Consider the following 20,379-nt stretch of genomic DNA (forward strand, 5'->3'; position numbering starts at 1 on the left):
GAGAGTTCGCCTTACTTCGCCTTCAGGAAATCAGCGACTTCGAGCAGCATGAATTCGTCGTCGTCGGCCTTGTTGGGATCGCGGCTGGAGGAGAACGGCAGGTTGTTGTCGTTGCCGACGATGATGTGGGTGTCGTCGACGCGATCGACGTTCTCGATGGTGAAGAACGGGAAGGTGTAGACGCCGTCATTGAGCGGCTTCCGCGCCTTGTTGTCGGGATCCCTGATCTTCATGAGGTCGATATAGCCGATCTTGCGCACGGGCTTGCCGACATTGGCGTCGGTGAGCTCGATCTTGTAGATGCGCTTGAACTTGGCAAGATCAGGAAAGCAGTTCTCGCCCCGGGTGCCTTGCGGGCAGGCCTTGTCGGCCGTGCCTTCGCCGTTGTCGCGCTCGATGATGAGGCCGGAGGCCGGGTCGATCATGTTGAAGTCGCCGATGGCGTTGCCGTTCTGCTCGAACACATAATGCCAGTAGCGGCCCGTGAACTTCTCGGCGGCGACGTCGAATTCGAGGATGCGCGAAGCCTCCTTGCCGTCGACCTTCTCCCAGTCCTTCTTCTCGGCGTCCCACAGCGGCCCCTCGAGCGGGCCGTAGAGGAATTTGCCGTCCTTGGAGGACGCAAAGCCTTCATAGCCCTTGGAGCGGCGGAGATTGACGTTGGTGTAGGTCGCGCCCGGCGCGCCCGGCGTCGCGACGGCCCAGTTGTCCGGCGAACGCACTGGCTTGCCGTCGGCAACCGTCTCGAACACGCCGAGGATCTTGCCTGATTTGTCGGCCTTCAGGATGTAGGGGCCGAACTCGTCGCCGATCCAGAAGGTGTCGCCGATGATCTGGAAACCTTCGGTGTCGAAGTCGGAGCCGGTGAGATAACGCTTCTGCGTGTCCTCGTGCACGATGCGGAAGGGCACCTTCTTGTCGGGGTCGTGCAGGAAGAGGGTCTCCAGCCGCTCGATCTTGCCGCCCGCCCAATCCATCTTGTAGCGGTTCAGATACAGCATCGAGTCCGGCGAGTTGGCGCGTGCGCCCATGCCGTTGTCGGTAATGACCCAGAAGCTGCCGTCGGGCATGGTCTTGATGCCGGAATGACCCTGCAGCGGCTGGCCCTTGAACGGCAGCGACACGCCGGTCGGACGCTCATAGGATTTGCCCATCACCGTGCCGAGCGCATCGACGCGCTTGCCCGTGGTGTATTTGCCCGACGTCTTGAGATCGGCGGGGGCATCCGTTGGCGCGTCGATGAAGGTGGCGGCCGGCATCACCACGTGGCCGGCGAGCTTGGCGGGGAATTCACCTTCGCTCTGCGCGAGCGCTGAGCTTGTGGCGAGAATGATCGTTGCGACGGTGCTGAGAAAAGTCGCGCGCATGTGCGTCTCCTGTTGGCGGACGCACGCGTTATGCGGATCGCGTGTTGCAGTTTTGTGAAACCGGGCCAAAGGCCGCAGGCAAGGCTCCGGCGCGATCGCTGAAGCCTTGTTTTACCTGCCCGGCGTTATCCGCCGTAACACGGCTTGCCGGACATCTGCATTGCGCGGGTGCACCGTGGCAGATTCTTCGCCTGCGGCGGCTTGGCGTTCTTCTTGGTTGCAGTTGAGCTTCCGGTCTGCGCCTGCACGGTGGACGCGGCGGGGACGAGAAGCAGCGTCGCGACGACGATCATTGTCAAGGTTTTCATGTCAAATGCTCCAGAACATCGAAAAACAATGCCCTGGAGCCTATGCAGGCGATCGTCGGGTGTAAAGGCGTCCGAAAACGCGATTCAGCCACGCTTCATGTGACGCCGTCACTCAGGGTATACCGGTGCCGACTACTCCTTTACCGCGCCCGTCAGCGAGGACACGTAGTAGTCAACAAACAGCGAGTAGAAGATCGCAACCGGCAGGGAGCCCAGCAGCGATCCCGCCATCAGCGCGCCCCACTGGTAGACGTCGCCGGTGACGAGCTCGGTCAGGATCGCGACCGGCACGGTCTTGTTGGCGCCGCTCTGGATGAAGGCGAGCGCATAGATGAACTCGTTCCAGGACAGCGTGAAGGAGAAGATGCCGGCCGAGATCAGCCCGGGCACCGCGAGCGGCAGCGTGATCCGGCGCAGGATCTGCAGGCGTGTCGCGCCGTCGACCAGCGCGCATTCCTCGAGCTCGTAGGGGATCGACTTGAAATAGCCGATCAGGAGCCAGGTGCAGAACGGAACCAGGAAGGTCGGATAGACCAGGATCAGGGCAAGCGGCGAATCGAACAGGCCGAACTGCACCACGACGGTGGCGAGCGGGATGAACAGGATCGACGGCGGCACGAGATAGGCAAGATAGATGCCGAGGCCCACATAGGGGCTGCCGCGGAAGCGCAGGCGTTCGATGGCATAGGCGGCGAGCGTCGACGCGATCAAGGACAGCGTGGTCGAGCCGATCGCGACCAGCATCGTCGTCTTCAGCCAGCGCGGATAGGCGGTGTCGAACAACAGGTGCTTGATGTGGGCGAGCGTCGGCGAGGAGATCCAGAACGGGTTGTGATCCTTGTAGTTCATCAGCTCGGCGTTCGGCTTGAACGAGGTGATCGCCATCCAGTAGAACGGAAACAGCAGGATCAGCACGAAGCAGCCGAGCGGCAAATAGATCATCATCAGCCGCCGCAGCCCGGAATCCCAGGCCATGGTGTCGGGTGCGGCCTTGGCGTCCGCGACGCCTTGTTGCGCGACGGTGTCAGTCATTGGCCTCTCCCTGCTGCCATTTGCGGCGTGCCAGGCCGAAATAAGAGAACAGCGTCGCGAACACCAGGAACGGGATCATCGACACCGCGATCGCCGCACCTTCGCCGAGCTCGCCGCCGGCGATGCCGCGCTGGAACGCCAGCGTCGCCAGCAGATGGGTCGAGTTGACGGGCCCGCCGCGGGTGATGGCGTAGACCAGCTGGAAGTCGGTGAAGGTGAAGATGATCGAGAAGGTCATGACGATGGCGAGGATCGGCATCATCATCGGGAAGGTGATGTAGCGGAAGCGTTGCCAGGCGCTGGCCCCGTCCAGCATCGCGGCCTCGTAAAGCGAGGGCGAGATGGTCTGCAGGCCCGCCAGCAGCGAGATCGCGACGAAGGGAATGCCGCGCCAGATGTTGGCGGCGATCAGCGAGAAGCGCGCCGGCCATGGCGAGCCGAGGAAGTCGATGTTGCTCGATCGCCAATGCAGCACGTCGACGAGGAGATAGGAGATGATCGAGAACTGCGGATCGTAGATCCACCAGAACGCCAGTGCCGAGAGCACGGTCGGCACGATCCAGGGCAGCAGGATGATCGCCCGCAGGATGCTCTTGAACGGAAAATGGTTGTTGAGCAGCAGCGCGAGCCAGAAGCCGAGCGCGAACTTCCCGAAGGTCGCGATCCCCGTATAGACCACGCTGTAGAACACCGCGTTCCACCACAGGGGATCGGTGAGCAGATACTGGAAGTTCTCGAAGCCAACGAAGATGCCGCGCCGGCCTATCGTGGTGTCGGTGAAGGCGAGCCAGACGCCGAGGCCCAGCGGATAGGTGAGGAACACCGACAGCAGCCCGATCGCGGGCGCCAGGCACATCACGATGAGGAACGGCTTGTAGTCGAACAGTCGCACCAGCCAGGACGGCTGCCGCTGCGCCAGTGCGGGGGAGGATAGGGTGGTCACGGACATTAGTGTGTTGTCCTGCTTCTAGGAAGTTACTCCACCGTCATTGCGAGGAGCTCTTGCGACGAAGCAATCCAGACTGCATCCGCGGAGGGATTCTGGATTGCTTCGCTTCGCTCGCAATGACGACCCTTACCGCTGCCGCCGGAAGTACCGCTTGCAGCGCTGCTCGGCTTCGGCGGCGGCGGCTTCCGGCGTGGCCGCGCCGGTCGCAACGGACGCGCACATCTGAATCAGCACGTAGTCGGCGCTGACGGCTCCGGTCGCCGTCGAGATCGGCCCTTTGTAGCCGTCATAGTAAGTGCTGTTCATCGTGTTCTTGAACAGCTTCACCTTGGGATCCTGCGACCACACGGCGGCCTCGGCATAAGCGGCCAGCGGCTGGGACCAGTAACCGGAATTGGCGTTGAGCCACGGCTCGTACTGGTCCTTCTCCAGCATGTATTGCAGGAAGGCCTTCGCGGCGTTCGGATACGGGCTGTGCTTGAACACCATGGCGTTCAGCGTCAGGCCGGCCATCGGAGAGACCTTGGCGAGGCCCTTGGGCAGCAATTGATGCTCGCTGTCCTCGGCGATCGCCTTGGTCGCGGGATCGTTCTTCAGCGAGAAGTACAGTGAGACGCCGTTGGCGGTGAGGGAGATCTCCTGCGAGGAATAGGCGCGGTTGTTGCTGACGTCGTTCCACGATGGCGTGCCGGCGATGAAGGTCGGGTAGAGCTCCTTGACCCAGTTCAGCGCGGCGATCGTCTCCTTGCTGTTGATGACCACATTGCCTTCCTCGTCGAGCAATGCAGCGTTGTGTGACCACAGCGCCCAGTTGGCGAAGCCGTTGCCGTCGCCCTTGGCGTTGCCGAGCGCGAAGCCGGCTGGCTTGCCGGCCTTGTGCAGCTTGCGGCAGAGGTCGAGCACGCCGGCATGATCCTCCGGTACCTTGTCGAAGCCGACCGATTGCAGGATCGACTTGCGGTAGATCAGAGGACCTGCGGTGGCGCCGAACGGCAGGCCGATCCAGGACTGGCTCTTGCTCTTCTTGCCGTATTTCTGCGCCAGCGGCAGCCAGCCTCCATACTTCTTGCCGAGATAGTCGGCGACGTCGGTCAGCTCGATCAGCTTGTCGACGTAGATGTGGGGGGCGTCGGAGAAGCCGATGATGATGTCGGGGCCCGCGCCGGAGTTCGAGGTGACCGCGGTCTGCTGGTTGATGTCCTCCCAGCCGACGAAGTCGACCTTGACCTCGACCCCGGTCTCCTTGCTGAACTTTGCTGCATTTGCGCGGAACACGTCCTCGTCGGCCTGAACGAAGCGCACCGGGCGCAGCATGCGCAAGGACGCGCCCTTCTCGATCTCGCGTTTGGGCGCCGCCACGTCGGCGGCTTTGATGTTGGATGTTTGCGCTGCAGCACCGGTGGCGGCGAACGTTGCAGCGGATAGGCCCAGCGCCAAGGCATCACGACGTGTGATGTCGTTCCTCATCAGTACCTCCCTATATATGTTCCCTTCCCGGCGTTGATCGCCGGTGAAGGGTCGTTTCGGTCGTTGGCGCCTTTGCGCCGGCCGCCTAGCTGTTCGGCCCGCGATCCATGCTGACGGGTTGCCAGCGACGGAGCGCGGTGTCTTGCAGCACCGACGGATTGACGCAGCTTACCGGCCACATGCCCTGCAGCACCAGTGACAATTCGTAGCCCACCCGGCGCTTGCGCGCTTCGTCAAACCGTGCCGAGGCCGACGCGACATGGGCGGTCAGGGTCACGTTCTCCATGCGGAGCAGGGGATTGTTGTGCGAGGGCGGTTCCTTCTCCAGCACGTCGAGCGCGGCGTGCGCGATCCAGCCTTCCTGCAGCGCCTTGATCAGGCTCTCCTCGTCCACGGTGGCGCCGCGTCCGGTGTTGACGAAGATCGAGCCCTTCTTCATCTGCCGAAAGTGCTTCTCGGTCAGCATGTGATGGACCTCGGGCCTTGCCGGGGCATGCATCGAGACGAAGTCGGATTGCGACAGCACCTCGTTCAGCGTCGCCGGGATCACGCCGTGGTCGTACATCAGCGTTTCCTGGATGAAGGGATCGTAGGCCATCATGCGCAGGCCGAACGGCGCCGCGCGCTTCGCAACTGCACGCGCGACGCGGCCGAACGAGACGAAGCCGAGCGTCTGGCCCATCAGCCTCGGAACCTTGAGCAGCGCCGGCCGGCCCTCGGCCCAGCGGCCGTCGCGCACCATGCGGTCCTGCTCGACCAGGCGGCGGAAGCCGGCGAGCAGCAGCATCATGGCGTGATCGGCGACCTCCTCGATGAAGGTGTCGGGGATGTTGGTGACGGGAATGCCGCGCGCCGTGGCGGCCTTGACGTCGACGCTGTCGACGCCGACCGAGCCGAGCGTGATGACCTTGCAGGTCTCCAAGCTGTCGATGATGGTCTTGGTGATGGGGATACCCTTGGCATAGATCGCATCGGCATTCTTCGCGGCGGCAATGAACCCGGCTTCGTCAGCGGGCGCCTCGACGATTTCGGCATCGATCGGATCGAGCGCCTCGCGCTCGAAGGAATAGTCGCTGCCCGCGACCGTGAAGCTCGCGCCCTTCGGCGTCACCACCCTGTATTTCGGCATTTTCTGCTCCCGATTTTGGTTTCTTGTTGTGACCCGCCTTCGTGGCCGGTCTATGCGTCTTTTACGCGAAATCGATGCTGTCACGTACAATCGCCGGTTGTCGAGATGGCCATAAGTTGCCGGTTTCCGCGGTTGCGTCCGGGCTTCTACGGAGGCGTGTAAGTAACTTGCTAAGGGGTCGCCCACTACACGTTGATTCGATTTTGATCGATCTGGTCGCGTGCCCGTACCCCATCATTGCCGGAGCCATCCCGTGAAGTTGAGCAATCTGAAGATCGCCCCCAAGCTCGGCATTCTTGTCGGCGTCGCCATGCTCGGACTATGCGTCTCCGGCGTGTTGGCAGCGTACTTGATGCAACGGGAATTGCTCGATGCCCGTTTCGAGCAGACCAAAGCCATGGTCGAAATGTCGCGCAACATGGCGCTGGGTCTGCAAAAGCAGGTCGATGCCGGGCAGCTGACCAAGGATGCGGCCATCGCGGAGTTCGTCCGCCGAGGCAGTTCGATGACCTATGACAAGGGCTCGGGCTACATCTTCGCCTATACGATGGACGGCGTCGCCGTGCTGACGCCCGACCCGAAGCAGTACGGCAGCAACCGCCTCGACATCGAAACCAACGGCCGCAAGCTCACGCGTGAACTGCGCGACGGTATCGCCGCGAAGGGCGACGTCACGCTGCGCTACGAGTATTACCGCCCCGGCGAGAAGGAAGTTACCCGCAAGCTGTCCTACGCTGTGGCGATTCCCGGCTGGAACATGTTCGTTGGCACCGGGGCGTATCTCGACGACCTCGATGCCAAGCTGGCGCCGGTGGCCTGGCTGCTCGGCCTCTCCCTGCTCGGCATCATGCTCGTGGCCGGGGGCGTAGCTTGGCTGATCGGCCGCAGTATCAGCCGGCCGCTGGGCCTGCTCGGGACCCGCATGAAGGAGCTCGCCGACGGCAGGCTCGAGGGGGAAATCCCCGGCGTCGGCCGAGGCGACGAGGTCGGCGCGATGGCGGCGACCGTGCAGATCTTCAAGACCAATGCAGAGAAAATTCGCGAGCTCGAGCAGACCGAGGCAGCGGCGCAGCAGCGCGCCGCGGCGGAACGTCGCAATGCGATGGAAGAGCTGGCCAACGACTTCGAACGTAGCGTCAACGGCATCGTCCGCACGGTCTCCTCGGCTGCGGCCGGCATGCAGACAACGGCGCAGTCGATGACGGCAACCGCCAGTGACGCCTCGTCGCGTGCGGCGACGGTCGGCGCTGCCTCGCAAAAGGCCTCCGGCAATGTCGGCACGGTCGCGGCGGCTGCCGAAGAGCTGTCGAGCTCGGTTGCGGAAATCTCCCGCCAGGTCACCCGCTCGACCGAAGTGGCGAGCCGCGCCGTCAGCGACGCCGAGCGTACCAACGCCACCGTGCAGGTGCTCTCGACCGGCGCCGAGAAGATCGGCGAGGTCGTCAAGCTGATCCATTCGATCGCCGCGCAGACCAACCTGCTCGCGCTCAACGCCACCATCGAGGCGGCTCGCGCCGGTGAATCCGGCCGCGGTTTCGCGGTCGTTGCCTCCGAGGTCAAGGCGCTCGCCAACCAGACCGCCAAGGCGACCGAGGAAATCTCCGCGCAGGTCGCGGCAATGCAGACCTCGACCAGCGACGCGGTCACGGCCATCTCCGGCATCACCCAGACGATCGCCGAGATGAGCGAGATCACCGCGGGCATTTCCGCCTCGATCGAGCAGCAGGGCGAAGCCACCCGCGAGATCGCCCGCAACATCCAATCGGTTGCGGCCGGCTCGAACGAGATCAACTCCAATATCGGCAGTGTCACCTCGGCCGCGGAAGCGACCGGCAACGCCGCCACCGACGTGCTCACCAACGCCCGCGAGCTGGACAGCCAGTCCGGCGCGCTGCGCAACGCGGTGGACGGCTTCCTCGCCAAGGTGCGCGCGGCGTAAGTTCTTGCACCCAATTCGTAGGGTGGGCAAAGACGCGAAGCGTCGTGCCCACCTTTTTCTTGTTGAGTTCGGCAGTCATTCCGGGGCGATGCGAAGCATCGAACCCGGAATCTCGAGATTCCGGGTTCGCGCTGCGCGCGCCCCGGAATGACGGACTTCACTGCTTCTCGATCTTCGCGTTGGTGATCAGCTTCTCCCACAGCACCAGCTGCTCGTTGACGAACGTGCCGAGCTGCTCCGGCGTGCCCGAAAACGCGTCCATGCCGAGCGTGGCGAGCTGGGCCTTGATCTCGGGCTTCTCGACGATCTTCCTGATCTCAGTATTGAGCCGCGTCACGATCTCCTTGGGCAGGCCGGCCGGGCCGAAATAGCCCTGCCACGACGAGATGTCGAAATCAGGCACGCCGGCCTCCTGCATCGAGGGCAGGTTCGGCACCAGCGGCGAGCGCTCCTTGGTGGTGACGGCGAGCGCGCGCAGCGCGTTGCCCTGGACATGCGGCAGGCCGGTCAGGATGTCCACGAACATCATCGAGACGCGGCCGCCCATGACGTCGTTGAGCGCCGGCGGCGAGCTCTTGTAGGGCACGTGCAGCAGGTCGAGCCCGGCATTGTGCGCAAAGGTCGCACCCGAGACGATCGCGGAGGACGATCCCGAGGCGTAGCTCAGCTTGCCGGGATTGGCCTTGCCATAGGCGACGAGCTCGCCGACGGTCTTGGCCGGCACCTCGGGATTGACCACCAGCATGAAGGGCAAATCGCCCGTGCGCGCGATCGGCGTGAAATCCTTGACCGGATCGTAAGTGAGGCTCTTGAGCAGATAGGGATTGGCTGAATGCGTGGTGTTGGTGGTCACCAGCAGCGTGTAGCCGTCAGGCGCGGCCTTCGCGACATAGGTTGCGGCGAGCATGCCGTTGGCACCCGCCTTGTTCTCGATCACGATGCCGACGCCGAGCGCCTGCGACAGATGCTGCGAGATCAGCCGCGTCGTGGTGTCGGTGCCGCTGCCGGCCGCGAACGGCAGCACCAGCGTGATGTTGCGGCTGGGATAATTGTCGGCGTGAGCCGTGGATGCGGCGGCAAGGCACAGCGCGACCGTAGCCGCGGCACGCAGGTTTCGAATCAGCCCTGAAATCATCTGAAGACGTTCCCTCTTTTTGGTTGGCGGGGAACGTAGCGTCTCTGTGTTGAAATCGGAAGACGGGAGTTGCTTGCCCCGGACGCAGCGCAGCGCTTCTTCAGCGGTGCGCTGTAGAGCCGGGGTCCATACTTGCGGCCAAACCGGGTCCCGGCTCTGCGCAGTGTCACTGCGTGCCGCAGCGCGTCCGTGCCACGGAGAACGCATCGTCCGCCGCGCGGAATTACGTCACGCCGAACCCTGGCGCGAGGCGATCACGACGCCGGCGAGCACCAGCGCGTAGCCGATCAGGTGGAACGGCTGGAGCATTTCGCCGAGCAGCAGGATCGCCATCGCCGAGCCGAACACCGGCACCAGATGGAAGAACGGCGCCGCCCGGTTCGGCCCGATCAGCGCCACGCCGCGGTTGAAGAAGAGATAGGCCAGCGTCGAGGGAAAGATCAGGATGTAGCCCAGCGTCGCCAGCGTCATCGTATCGAATTGCAGGACGCGGCCGCTTGCCGCTTCCCAGATCGCCGCGGGCAGCAGCATCGTCGCGCCGCAGCAGGTGGTGAAGGACAGGAAGGACAGCTGATGGACCTTGGGCCGGCGCGGGATGAAGGCGGAGTAGATCCCGAACGCCACCAGCGAGGAGGCGAACATGATGTCGCCCCTGTTGAAGCTGATGCTCGCCAGCGCGGCGAGATCGCCGCGCAGGATAATGATCAGCACGCCGAGAAGCGAGATCGCGATGCCGGCGAACTGCGCGCCCGTCAGCCGCACGCCGAACAGCACCAGCGACCACAGCGCCACGAACAGGGGACCTGCCGACTGGATCAGCAGCGCATTCAGCGCTTCCGTGTATTGCATCGCCCAGTACGAGATCGCGTTGTTGAAGGCAAAGCCCACCAGCGACAGGAACAGCATCAGCGGCAGGCTCCTGCGCAAGGCAGGCCAGTCGCGCTTCAGATGCGGCCAGGCAAACGGCAACAGGATCAGGAACACCCCGAACCAGCGGATCGTGGTCACCGTCAGCGGCGGCACATGCGCGCCGACATGGCGCGCGAGCACGATGTTGCCGGCCCAGAACAGCGAGCTCAGGCTGAGCAGCAGATAAGGCTGATTGTTGAGCCAACTGGCCGGATTGGAGGCCTTTGGCGCGGGCGAAGCGATCGTCATTGGCGTTGCATGCGAGCTTGCGCCGGATCGGCGCGATGGCACAAGTCACAGCGCCGCAATGCTACAATGCAGGCAAACCCTGAGGAGGCGCCTTTGGCGGTTAATATGTTGAACATCGCGGGCCTCGAAGGGCTCGAGCAGAACGCACCGGTGGTGATGCTGAACCTGATGCGTTTCCACGCGCGCTCGCGTGACGGCGACGGATCCGGATGGGACGCATACTTGCGCTACAGCGCCATCACGGTGCCGATGATCAAGGCGCGGGGCGGCACTCTGCTCTGGACCGGCGAGGCCAAGGCCATCGCGCTCGGACCGCACGCCGGCAACGACTGGGATTTCGTGGCGCTGGTCTATTATCCGAGCGTCGCGGCCTTCCTCGACATGATGACCTCGGAAGCCTACGAGACGCAGGCCGACCCGCACCGCGTCAATGGCTGCGCCGAGCATGTGATCATTGCGACCAGCGAGGCCTACAGCAAGTTCGGAGTCGGCTGACGCCGCGCGGCTCGCGGCCTTGATCTTGATCAAGGTCCGTCCACGGCTTGCCAGCAAGGAATCAGGGTGAGCCTCCTGCGCGCTATCGGAGAATCCCATGCATCGTCTTGGCCTGGTTAGTTTGTCCGCCCTTGTCCTGTCGTGCGCCGCCGGGACCTCCCCGGCCCATGCGGGGCGCTATTGCCTTCAGGGGGATCAATGGGGCTATCCGGGAAATTGCAGCTTCGATACCTATGAGCAGTGCCGGGGCACGGCGTCTGGCACGCGTGCCTCCTGCGGCATCAATCCGAAATACGCGCACCGAAAAAAGGTCTCGCATTGAGGCGTCAGTTCGCCTGCTTCCTCGACGCCACGAACACGCCTGATAGCACCAACGCAAATCCGATGAAGTGGAACGCCTGCGGGTGCTCGCCCAGGAAGGCCATTGCCATGATCGAGCCGAACACCGGCACGACGTGGAAGAACGGCGCGGCGCGGTTGGCGCCGATCAGGCGCACGCCGCGATTGAAGCAGAGATAGGCGAGCGTCGATGGGAACACCGCGACGTAGAACAGCGTCAGCAGGTTCGGCCCGTCGAGCTTCATCACGGGGCGAGCGGACAATTCCCAGATCTCGAGCGGAATCAGGCAGGCGGCGCCGACCCCGAAGGTGAAGGCGAGGAACGACAGGCCGTGCATCGGCGGCCGCTTCAAGGTCAGCACCGAATACAGCGCGAAGATGACGAGCGCGACGATGAAGATGAGGTCGCCCTTGTTGAACTCGATGTTCGACAGCGTGGTGAAATCGCCGTGCAGCAGGATCGTGAGCACGCCGCACATCGACAGCAGCACGCCGAACGCCTGCGCCGCGGTGAGGCGGATGCCGAGGATGGCCAGCGACCACAGCGCCACGACCAGCGGAGCGGCCGACTGCAGCAGCAGCGTGTTGAGGGCCTGGGTATGCTCCAGCGCCCAATATTGCAGCGTGTTGAAGGCGCCGATGCCGGTGATCGAGAGTGTGACCATCAGGCCGAGCTTGCCGCGGATCGCGGGCCAGTCCTGGGCAAGATGCTTCCAGGCGAACGGCAGCACCAGCAGGAAGGCGAAGAACCAGCGCAGGAAGGAGAGGGTGACCGGCGGGATATGGCCGGCGGCGAGCCGCCCGACGATGGCGTTGCCGGCCCAGCACAGCGCGGTGATGCTGAGCAGCAGATAAGGCTGGTTGGCGATCCAGCTGTGACCGGATGTTTCCGCGCTCGTGGTCTGACCGGTGGCGGACATTTTGTCTGGTGTGGCCCCGCATGCACCGAGGCTTCCGGCCCGGCGGGATCCGGGCCGGCTGATAGCCCGGCGCTGTCCAAAGACACGGAAATCGAGGTTGCATCAACGGGGGGCGGACGCATCGCGACCATGCAGCGGCGGAGTGAGCCTCTCACCCTTTGGTCGAAGCCATTGCGCCGGCCGTGAACGTTGCGAGATTTTAAGGGGATATCAAAGGCTTGGAGCGGCCTCGAAGCCCTGAAAAAGTCCCGTTCTTGCTTGCCTAGAGAGGCTGCTTCCTTTATCCGGTTGGGCTGCCTCGCGTGCGAACGGCCTTGGGCCGGGAATTGGGCTGGGCGCAGGCATGATCCCGGAAAAGTGGGTCCCGGTTTTCTGTTCGGATCATGCCCTTACAGAGAAATCTTCGAAGGATTACCCGCGAATGGCCAATGTTGTCGTCGTCGGCGCCCAATGGGGCGACGAAGGGAAGGGCAAGATCGTCGACTGGTTGTCGGAGCAGGCGGACATCGTGGTCCGCTTCCAGGGCGGCCATAACGCCGGCCACACGCTGGTGATCAACGGCAAGACCTACAAGCTCGCGCTGTTGCCCTCGGGCGTGCTGCGCGAGGGCAAGCTGTCGGTGATCGGCAATGGCGTGGTGTTCGATCCCGCCGCCTTCCTCGACGAGGTCAGCAAGCTCAGGGCCCTGGGCGTCGCGGTCTCTCCGGAGAACCTGCGGATCGCCGAGAACGTCACCCTGATCCTGCCGCTGCACCGCGAGCTCGATGCGCACCGCGAATCCGCCAGCGCAGCGACCGCGATCGGCACCACCCGCCGCGGCATTGGCCCGGCCTATGAGGACAAGGTTGGCCGCCGCGCCATCCGCCTGATGGACCTCGCCGACCTCGACACGCTGCCGCACAAGATCGACCGCCTGCTGGCTCACCACAATGCGCTGCGCCGTGGCCTCAACCTGCCGGAGTTTGACGGCAAGGTGATCCTGAAGGAATTGAGCGCGCTGGCACCTGAGCTGCTGCCCTACGCCGAGACGGTGTGGCGCCTGCTCGACATCAAACGCCGCGAAGGCAAGCGCATGCTGTTCGAGGGCGCGCAAGGTGCGCTGCTCGACGTCGACCACGGCACCTATCCTTACGTCACCTCGTCCAACACGGTGGCGGCGCAGGCCGCGACCGGTGCCGGCCTCGGGCCGGGCGCGGTCGGCTACGTGCTCGGCCTGTGCAAGGCCTATACGACCCGCGTCGGCCAGGGCCCGTTCCCGACCGAGCAGGACAACGAGACCGGCCGCCGGATCGGCGAGCGCGGCCGCGAGTTCGGCACCAATACCGGCCGTCCGCGCCGCTGCGGCTGGTTCGACGCCGTGCTGGTCCGCCAGGCGGTCCGGACCTGCGGCATCAACGGTCTGGCGCTGACCAAGCTCGACATCCTCGACGGCTTCGACACGATCGAGGTCTGCACCGGCTACAAGCTCGACGGCAAGGAGATCGACCATTTCCCGGCCGGCGAGGGCGCCCAGGCCCGGGTCGAGCCGATCTACGAGACCATCGAGGGCTGGAAGGAGCCGACCGCCAGTGCGCGGTCTTGGGCCGACCTGCCGGCCCAGGCCATCAAATACGTCCGGCGGATCGAGGAATTGGTGGGGTGCCCGGTCGCACTGCTTTCCACCAGCCCCGAACGCGAAGATACTATCCTGGTGCAAAATCCGTTTGAGGCTTAACGATATCTTACCGGGACGCGCGTATAGTTGAGTTGAAATGGCTGATTACTATCCGCTGATCGCCCGCGCTATTGCCGCCCTGGACCCGAACGCTCCCGGCGAAAGCCGTCGCGCGCTCTATGAGCGGGCGCGCACGGCCTTGATCGCGCAGCTGCGCAGCGTGCAGCCGCCGCTTTCCGAATCCGAGATCACCCGCGAAAGGTTGTCGCTGGAGGAGGCCGTTCGCAAGGTCGAATCGGAGGCTGCCCAGCGTGCCCGCGAGACTTCGCGCCCCGGTGGCGGCGGGCGCAGCGGCGGCAGCGGCGATGCCTTTCGCCGCGCCAGCACGCGAGCCGCTGAAGGCAACGCGGCTGCGGCCTCGCCGCGTACCCGTCCGGCTCCGCCACCGCCGCGGGCCGACCGTCCGTCCTTCAACGTCGATGACCAGGGCGAGGCGCAGCGTCCGCCGCGCGCGCCCCGTTTCGACGCCCCGCGCCAACCGGGACCGTCTGCCCCGCCACCGATGCCGGAGCCGCCGCCGGCCGGCCGCGATCGTGCCGGTGCGCGCCGTCCGCCTGATGTCGGACCGCCGCCGCCGCTGCCGCCGGCACCGGGCGTGCGCGGCTTCCGCGACATCACGGCCGATGCCAATGATCTCGGCGGCGCTGCCGCACAGGCCAGCCGTTCCGCGCGTCGTACCTACGCCAACGTGCCTTCGCCCACGCCGGAATTCGACCGGCTCGAACCGAGCCTGGAAAACCGCGCCGGCGAGTCCGAGGCGCCCTACTCCTACGACGAGTCGATCGAGGAGGCGGAGCGCTACACGGCGCAGCCGCCTTCGCCGCGTCCGCGCATCGCGCCCGAGCGCGCCGCCAAGAAGCGCGTCCGCACCGGCTCCGCCTTCCCCTTCAAGAGCGCGATTGCCGTCGGCATCGTGCTCATCCTGGTCGGCGCGGGCATCCTCTGGGGCAAGCAGCTGGTCCAGATCGTCAACGGCTTTCTCAAGCCGTCCGCGACGCAAGTGGCGGACACGCCGACCCCGGCTCAGCCGCAGAGCAAGCCGAAGATCCCCGATCGCGTCGGGCAGCCTTCGGCCAGCGACCAGCCGGTCGCGCCGGTGGCGCAGAAGGTCGTACTCTATGACGAGGATCCGTCCGATCCGAAGGGCAAGCAATATGTCGGCTCGGTGGTGTGGCGGCTGGAGCCGATCAAGGCGTCGGGCGCCCAGAAGGCCGACGTCGCCGTGCGCGCCGACATCGAGATCCCCGACCGCAAGTTCAAGATGACGATGTCGTTCCGCCGCAACACCGATTCCTCGCTGCCGGCGAGCCACACCGCGGAGCTGACCTTCATCCTGCCGCCGGACTTTCCGGGCGGCAGCGTCTCGAACGTGCCGGGCATCCTGATGAAGTCGAACGAGCAGGCGCGTGGTACGCCGCTCGCAGGGCTCGCGGTCAAGGTCACCGACGGCTTCTTCCTGGTCGGCCTGTCCAATGTCGACGCCGACCGCTCCCGCAACGTCCAGCTCCTGAAGGAGCGCTCGTGGTTCGACGTGCCGCTGGTCTATGCCAACCAGCGCCGCGCCATCATCGCCATCGAGAAGGGCGCCCCCGGCGAGCGCGCCTTCAACGACGCCTTCGCGCAGTGGGGCGATTAGGTCGAGCCAAACCCTCCTCCGTCATTCCGGGGCGCGCGTAGCGCGAACCCGGAATCCATCGTGCAGCGGGTGACGTCGAGAAATGGATTCCGGGCTCGTGCTTCGCACGCCCCGGAATGACGTCCGAGTGGACTTACTGCGCCGCCGCTTCCCGCTTGCGCGAGGCGACCGCCTCGCGGTCCATCACGGCGCGGCAGCCGGGGCTGACCTGCGCCTTGTTCCGCACCATGCAGGCTCTGACCCGCGGGATATCGGGGATTTCACTTGAGCACAGCCGCATCGCATCGCCCGTGCACATCTGCTGCGCTTCGGACGAGAAGGCGAGGCCAGGTGAGGTCTGGAATGCGATGGCGGTGGTTGCGACGGCCAACAGCGAAGCGGTGGTCTTAAACAGCGAAGCGATGGTCTGAGTGCGTGTCATGCAGAGGGATCCCCGATTTACCTAGGCTTGAGCCACTTGGTTTTGGGGCGCCGCACGCGACTTGATCTGCCGCATGTCACAGCCTTCACGCCGGGAACTTCGGTCCCGGATGTGGTCGCTCGATTTCTTGATGTTCGAATCGAAAAGTGCTGCGCCGCCCAAGCGAAGTATGCGCCATTGCCGTGCGGCTGCAATGGTCCACATGAAGGAATTTGCAGTTGTTGCGTGAACGTCACGCACAAAGCGTGCGCGCGAGATCAGATCAACCGATCGAAGGATGTGCTCGCTGCTTCCGCATCGCTCGCGCCGAGCGCGGCGGCGTGTTCCTCGACGGCGGTGACGCCCTTGGCGGTGAGCTCGAACAGGTCGCCGTCCTTCATCACGTAACCGTCCGCGATCAGTTGCCCGATCTTGCCCTGCCGGTCGTCGGCGAAGGCAACGGATTGGCTGATGTCCCGCAGGATCGAGAGCTGTTCGTCGCGCAACATGGCCTCACTCTCCGTTCGCTGGGGGATGGTTGTGGCCTCACATGCCGTGGCTCTGAAAGACCTTGCTGCAGGAGCGCGACAGCTTGGCCCGGTTGGCCTGCAGGCAGCTCTGCACCGCGCCGTCATTGCCGAGATCCTTGCGACAGAAGCGCGATGCGTCCCGCGAGCAGGCCTGCTGCTCCTGCGGGGAGCCCATATGGCCCTGCGCAACAGCGGGCGCGTTCGACAGGCCGGTCAGGGCCGCCAGCGTGATTGTCGCCAGAAGAAATTTGCGGACCATCGGCGGCTCCAATCCAATATGACAGGGACAATTCAGGTCCTGTCTGAACTCGTCGCCTTGTCACTTGTTCCCCCAAAGGCAGAGTCCGCCCCGCTATTCAAGGTTCCCGAGGCGCTGCTATAACACTGGAGAAGGGTGAGGGTGTTTGATGAAACGCTATCTGGTGTATGCGCTGGTTGGCCCGTTCCTCGGCGGGTTCCTGCTGCTGCTGACGACGACCTATCAGTCCGGCTATTGGGCCCAGACCAGTCTCGGCGAGGTCGGCAAGCTATTCGCAGTGTTCTTCAAGACCCTGCAATACAGCTATCTGTTCGGCGTCCTGCCCTCGCTGATGATCGGCGCGGTCGACGACATCCTGCTCCATATCAGGCGGATCGGCCCGGGCTTGCGGATGCTGCTGGTCGGCCTGTTCGCCTTCGTGCTGGCCTCGCTCACCTATAGCTCCCGCGGGCCGGATTCGGGTGCGGTGCAGTTCATTCTGTACGGCCTCGTCGGGTTCGTGCCGGCGGCGATTTCGTCCTGGCTCGTGCATAGATATGTCAAGGAGCCGCAAGCAGTGGCGGCGCCGACCTGAGCGCGCGACTTTAGAGCGCGGCACAGCAACCTCCGCCGCGGCGGCGCGTTCTTGAAGGCCATGACCATGTCCGACGACGATATCCTTGCGCCGCGCCGATCCCGTTCCGGCAGCGGCTCGCGTGCGAGCTCAGGCAAGACAGCGCACGGGCCGATCATCGATCAGGAGGGCCATGAGATCCGCCCCGAAACGCTGGAGCAGGGATTTCGCGAGTTTCGGTTCGATTTCGGGCAAGGCAATCCGTTCGGCAATCTGACGCGCGAGCAGCGGATCGCGCGGCTCGAGGCGATCGCAAAGCTGCTCGACGTCGCCTTCATCCTGCCCGGCACCAACATCCGCTACGGCATCGATGGGCTGATCGGCCTGATTCCTGTCGTCGGTGACATCATCACGACGGCGATCTCGCTGTGGCTGGTGCGCGAAGCCCGCGCGCTGGGCGCGCCCTGGTACATCACCGCGCGCATGCTGGGCAATGTCGCGCTCGACGGCGTGGTCGGCATCGTCCCGTTCGCCGGCGACGCTTTCGACGTCATGTTCCGCGCCAACATGCGCAACGTGCGTCTGCTCCGCCGCTGGCTGGAGAAGCAGCCGCGGATCTGAAAATTCAGGATTTTGATACTCGATCAAGCGTCAGGCTCGATGCACCTCTCCCGCTTGCGGGAGAGGTCGGTGCGGAGCGCCGGGTGAGGGCTCTCACCTCTTGGGGATCCTCGATTGCGGAGACACCCTCACCCCAGCCCTCTCCCGCAAGCGGGAGAGGGAGAACAAAAACGCGGAAAGCGCGACGACCTTTCGGCCATCGCGCTTTCTGCGCACATCGTAAGGATTAGCGAAAACTTACGCCGCGTCGGCGTCGGCGTTGGTCTCCACCGGCTTGGGACGCCGGGGCAGCGGGAAGGCTTCGCTCTCATAGAGCGTGCGGATGCCGTTCTGGTCGAAACGCGCTTCCTCGACCTGCAGATAAGCGCCGTTCAGCGAATCCGTCGGCAATTGCTCCATCGCGAACTGCACCGCTTCGGCCGCGGTGCCGAACCGGCGATAGGTGAAGCCCGCACGCTTCTTCTTGCGGATCGCGGCGGGGAAGAGTTCGGCGGAGGTGTTGAAGTTGAACGGACGCAGTGGACGCATGGTCAAAGACCTCGTGATCTTCTCTGGGGCTTTAAGCGCGTGGGGTTTGGGAGGGCAGGGGCCACAATTGAACGGGCCGGCCGCACATGCCATTTTCGCTCTCTAATATAAGCCGTTTTGACAAAAATGCGACCCCTGCGATGGGAGATGATGAATCCGCGCATGGCAGCCCCGCGGCCGCGATAAGGCTAGTAATTTCAATATGTTAAATGGTTTACAATTTGCCAAGAAGCACCAGGACGACCAGCACCGCTAGCACGACACTGCCGATGCCCATGCCGGAATGGCCTAGGCCATAGCCATAACCGCCCACGCGGCCGGACAGGCCTCCGAGCAGATAAATGATCACCAGGATGATCAGGATGGTCCCAAGTGACATGGCTTCCTCCCTGGCGGCCGCCAAAATGCGATGATCGGCCGCACCGCCAGGGAAGAAAAGCACATACCGAGGTCGGGTTCCACGAAGGAACCCCACCCCGCACGCCGATTATTTCGGCTCCAGCTTCAGCGCCGCCGAGTTGATGCAATAGCGCAGGCCGGTCGGCCCGGGGCCGTCGGGAAAGACGTGGCCGAGATGACCGCTGCATTTGGAGCAGAGCACCTCGGTGCGGATCATGCCGTGGCTGACGTCCCGCTCCTCGTCGATATGGCTCTCGACGGCGGGCTGGGTGAAGCTCGGCCAGCCGCAGCCGGAATCGAACTTGGCGTCGGAAGAGAACAGCTGATTGCCGCAGCCGGCGCAGACATAGGTGCCGGCTCGCTCGTCGTGCTCATATTCGCCCGAGAAGGGACGCTCGGTCGCCTTCTCGCGCAGCACCGCGTACTGCATCGGCGACAATTCGCGCCGCCACTGCTCTTCGCTCTTGATGACCTTGTGGTCCGTGGTTTTCGTTTTGGTGTCGGGCATGGGTCTCCCGTTCTGAAGATGATCTGGCGATCAGTTGGTGGCCTTGCTGGCACTCACCAGCGTCGGCTTTTCAATGTAGTTATCCGCGAACAGTTTTTTCAGGTTCTCAACCTTCGGCAGGTCGTTATAGGCGATGTAAGGCTGGTTCGGGTGCAGCGTCAGATAGTCCTGGTGGTAGGCCTCCGCCGGGTAGAACGCCTCCAGTGCGCCGACCTTGGTAACGATCGGCTTGTTGAAGACCTTGGCGCTGTTGAGCTGGACGATATAGGCCTCCGCCACCTTCTTCTGCTCGTCGGAGGTGGTGAAGAGGGCCGAGCGATATTGCGTGCCGACGTCGGGGCCCTGGCGGTTGAGCTGGGTCGGGTCGTGCGCCACCGAGAAGTAGATCTGGAGGATCTTGCCGTAGGAGATCTTCTTCGGATCGTACTTGATCTCGACGGCCTCGGCGTGGCCGGTCCGGCCGCTCGAGACCGTCTGGTAGTCGGCCGTCGCCTTGGTGCCTCCGGCGTAGCCGGAGACCGCGTTGACGACGCCCGCGGTGTGCTGGAAGACGCCTTGCACGCCCCAGAAGCAGCCGCCGGCGACCACGGCGGTCTGGATCCCGCTCGCTTGTGCCGCGTCCACGGCGGGGGCGGGGATCACGACCGCATCCTCCGCAGCCCGGGACGGCGCGGCAAAGGCAAGCGTCAGGGCGGTGGTGGCGGCCAGCAGGGAGGCGAGGGCAGGTCGGCGCATGGCGGATCCTCTTTCGGAAGGTCTGACAGTCTAGGGCGATCGGGGCCGGACGAACAGTTGTCCGGCCGCCCTTTCGCATCATCCGAGGTACGGACGCAGCCGCCGATTGTTACGGCGGGACGGACACGAGTCTGTGAAATGAGCCGGGCGGGATAGTCTGGCGACAGCCGCTTGGCGAGACCGGGAACTCCGCGCTAGATGAACCAGTGCGATCGATGATCGACTCAAAAAGAATTTGGTGGCTGGAGCAGGCCTGAC

Annotated in this window: 23 protein-coding genes; 7 read left to right on the forward strand and 16 right to left on the reverse strand. The window is 64.3% G+C overall.

The window, feature by feature from the left end; genetic code table 11:
- Nucleotides 1-11 precede the first annotated feature (11 nt).
- The 6 genes from IVB26_RS09285 to IVB26_RS09310 form a co-directional block, all read right to left on the reverse strand.
- Nucleotides 12-1,367 carry an esterase-like activity of phytase family protein gene (locus IVB26_RS09285; protein WP_247971388.1) on the reverse strand — a complete coding sequence of 452 codons (1,356 nt, stop codon included), beginning with the start codon at nucleotides 1,365-1,367 and terminating at the stop codon, nucleotides 12-14.
- Between the two features lie 125 nt (nucleotides 1,368-1,492).
- Nucleotides 1,493-1,675: a hypothetical protein gene (locus IVB26_RS09290; protein ID WP_247971389.1), complete on the reverse strand. Its 183-nt coding sequence runs from the start codon at nucleotides 1,673-1,675 to the stop codon at nucleotides 1,493-1,495.
- A gap of 132 nt (nucleotides 1,676-1,807) precedes the next feature.
- A complete protein-coding gene (locus IVB26_RS09295; RefSeq protein WP_458309344.1) occupies nucleotides 1,808-2,707 on the reverse strand; it encodes a carbohydrate ABC transporter permease in 900 nt (299 codons plus the stop codon).
- Entirely contained in the window at nucleotides 2,700-3,656 is a 957-nt protein-coding gene (locus tag IVB26_RS09300; protein ID WP_247971390.1) for a carbohydrate ABC transporter permease, read from the reverse strand. Before IVB26_RS09300 ends, IVB26_RS09295 begins: the two co-directional genes overlap by 8 nt.
- Nucleotides 3,657-3,782: 126 nt before the next feature.
- Nucleotides 3,783-5,123, reverse strand: a complete 1,341-nt coding sequence (locus IVB26_RS09305) for an ABC transporter substrate-binding protein (protein WP_247971391.1) — start codon at nucleotides 5,121-5,123, stop codon at nucleotides 3,783-3,785.
- An 85-nt stretch (nucleotides 5,124-5,208) separates the two neighbouring features.
- Nucleotides 5,209-6,252, reverse strand: coding sequence for a C-terminal binding protein (locus IVB26_RS09310; protein WP_247971392.1), 1,044 nt, complete (start codon nucleotides 6,250-6,252; stop codon nucleotides 5,209-5,211).
- Nucleotides 6,253-6,505: 253 nt separating this feature from the next.
- Here IVB26_RS09310 and IVB26_RS09315 point away from each other — a divergent pair, with 253 nt between their 5' ends.
- Nucleotides 6,506-8,191: a methyl-accepting chemotaxis protein gene (locus IVB26_RS09315; protein ID WP_247971393.1), complete on the forward strand. Its 1,686-nt coding sequence runs from the start codon at nucleotides 6,506-6,508 to the stop codon at nucleotides 8,189-8,191.
- 157 nt (nucleotides 8,192-8,348) lie between these two features.
- Here IVB26_RS09315 and IVB26_RS09320 read toward each other — a convergent pair whose 3' ends face one another.
- Together IVB26_RS09320 and IVB26_RS09325 are read right to left on the reverse strand one after the other, a co-directional pair.
- Entirely contained in the window at nucleotides 8,349-9,326 is a 978-nt protein-coding gene (locus IVB26_RS09320; RefSeq protein ID WP_247971394.1) for a Bug family tripartite tricarboxylate transporter substrate binding protein, read from the reverse strand.
- A 228-nt stretch (nucleotides 9,327-9,554) separates the two neighbouring features.
- Complete coding sequence (locus IVB26_RS09325; protein ID WP_247971395.1) at nucleotides 9,555-10,484, reverse strand: DMT family transporter; 930 nt, start codon at nucleotides 10,482-10,484, stop codon at nucleotides 9,555-9,557.
- 105 nt (nucleotides 10,485-10,589) lie between these two features.
- Between IVB26_RS09325 and IVB26_RS09330 the strand changes: the two genes are divergently transcribed.
- Entirely contained in the window at nucleotides 10,590-10,979 is a 390-nt protein-coding gene (locus tag IVB26_RS09330) for a DUF1330 domain-containing protein (RefSeq protein WP_247971396.1), read from the forward strand.
- Nucleotides 10,980-11,076: 97 nt separating this feature from the next.
- A complete protein-coding gene (locus IVB26_RS09335) occupies nucleotides 11,077-11,301 on the forward strand; it encodes a DUF3551 domain-containing protein (RefSeq protein WP_247971397.1) in 225 nt (74 codons plus the stop codon).
- 4 nt (nucleotides 11,302-11,305) lie between these two features.
- On the opposite strand, the gene IVB26_RS09340 is transcribed toward IVB26_RS09335, so the two are convergent.
- Entirely contained in the window at nucleotides 11,306-12,238 is a 933-nt protein-coding gene (locus tag IVB26_RS09340; protein ID WP_247971398.1) for a DMT family transporter, read from the reverse strand.
- A 421-nt stretch (nucleotides 12,239-12,659) separates the two neighbouring features.
- Between IVB26_RS09340 and IVB26_RS09345 the strand changes: the two genes are divergently transcribed.
- Both IVB26_RS09345 and IVB26_RS09350 read left to right on the forward strand, forming a co-directional pair.
- Nucleotides 12,660-13,952, forward strand: a complete 1,293-nt coding sequence (locus IVB26_RS09345) for an adenylosuccinate synthase (RefSeq protein ID WP_247971399.1) — start codon at nucleotides 12,660-12,662, stop codon at nucleotides 13,950-13,952.
- 37 nt (nucleotides 13,953-13,989) lie between these two features.
- Nucleotides 13,990-15,588, forward strand: a complete 1,599-nt coding sequence (locus IVB26_RS09350) for a hypothetical protein (RefSeq protein ID WP_247971400.1) — start codon at nucleotides 13,990-13,992, stop codon at nucleotides 15,586-15,588.
- 133 nt (nucleotides 15,589-15,721) lie between these two features.
- Here the strand turns inward: IVB26_RS09350 and IVB26_RS09355 are convergent, their stop codons facing one another.
- The 3 genes from IVB26_RS09355 to IVB26_RS09365 form a co-directional block, all read right to left on the reverse strand.
- Nucleotides 15,722-16,009, reverse strand: a complete 288-nt coding sequence (locus IVB26_RS09355) for a hypothetical protein (RefSeq protein ID WP_246930620.1) — start codon at nucleotides 16,007-16,009, stop codon at nucleotides 15,722-15,724.
- 257 nt (nucleotides 16,010-16,266) lie between these two features.
- Complete coding sequence (locus tag IVB26_RS09360; protein WP_247971401.1) at nucleotides 16,267-16,497, reverse strand: hypothetical protein; 231 nt, start codon at nucleotides 16,495-16,497, stop codon at nucleotides 16,267-16,269.
- Nucleotides 16,498-16,534: 37 nt separating this feature from the next.
- On the reverse strand, nucleotides 16,535-16,777 hold the full coding sequence (locus tag IVB26_RS09365; RefSeq protein WP_246930615.1) for a cysteine rich repeat-containing protein: 243 nt from the start codon (nucleotides 16,775-16,777) through the stop codon (nucleotides 16,535-16,537).
- 148 nt (nucleotides 16,778-16,925) lie between these two features.
- On the opposite strand from IVB26_RS09365, the gene IVB26_RS09370 reads away from it, so the two are divergent.
- Together IVB26_RS09370 and IVB26_RS09375 are read left to right on the forward strand one after the other, a co-directional pair.
- On the forward strand, nucleotides 16,926-17,351 hold the full coding sequence (locus tag IVB26_RS09370) for a DUF5413 family protein (protein ID WP_247971402.1): 426 nt from the start codon (nucleotides 16,926-16,928) through the stop codon (nucleotides 17,349-17,351).
- Nucleotides 17,352-17,411: 60 nt separating this feature from the next.
- Nucleotides 17,412-17,951 (forward strand): DUF4112 domain-containing protein, encoded by a 540-nt coding sequence (locus IVB26_RS09375; protein ID WP_247971403.1) that lies wholly within the window; start codon nucleotides 17,412-17,414, stop codon nucleotides 17,949-17,951.
- Between the two features lie 237 nt (nucleotides 17,952-18,188).
- Here IVB26_RS09375 and IVB26_RS09380 read toward each other — a convergent pair whose 3' ends face one another.
- From IVB26_RS09380 to msrA, 4 genes are all read right to left on the reverse strand, one after another.
- Nucleotides 18,189-18,479 (reverse strand): hypothetical protein, encoded by a 291-nt coding sequence (locus tag IVB26_RS09380; protein WP_247971404.1) that lies wholly within the window; start codon nucleotides 18,477-18,479, stop codon nucleotides 18,189-18,191.
- A 214-nt stretch (nucleotides 18,480-18,693) separates the two neighbouring features.
- Nucleotides 18,694-18,858, reverse strand: a complete 165-nt coding sequence (locus tag IVB26_RS09385; RefSeq protein WP_247971405.1) for a DUF3309 family protein — start codon at nucleotides 18,856-18,858, stop codon at nucleotides 18,694-18,696.
- Nucleotides 18,859-18,966: 108 nt separating this feature from the next.
- Entirely contained in the window at nucleotides 18,967-19,386 is a 420-nt protein-coding gene (gene msrB, locus IVB26_RS09390; protein WP_247971406.1) for a peptide-methionine (R)-S-oxide reductase MsrB, read from the reverse strand.
- A gap of 30 nt (nucleotides 19,387-19,416) precedes the next feature.
- The gene (gene msrA, locus IVB26_RS09395; RefSeq protein WP_247971407.1) at nucleotides 19,417-20,121 is read right to left on the reverse strand and encodes a peptide-methionine (S)-S-oxide reductase MsrA; all 705 of its coding nucleotides are present in this window, start codon (nucleotides 20,119-20,121) and stop codon (nucleotides 19,417-19,419) included.
- Nucleotides 20,122-20,379: the final 258 nt, after the last annotated feature.

The organism is Bradyrhizobium sp. 195, from assembly GCF_023101665.1.
Taxonomy (GTDB): domain Bacteria; phylum Pseudomonadota; class Alphaproteobacteria; order Rhizobiales; family Xanthobacteraceae; genus Bradyrhizobium.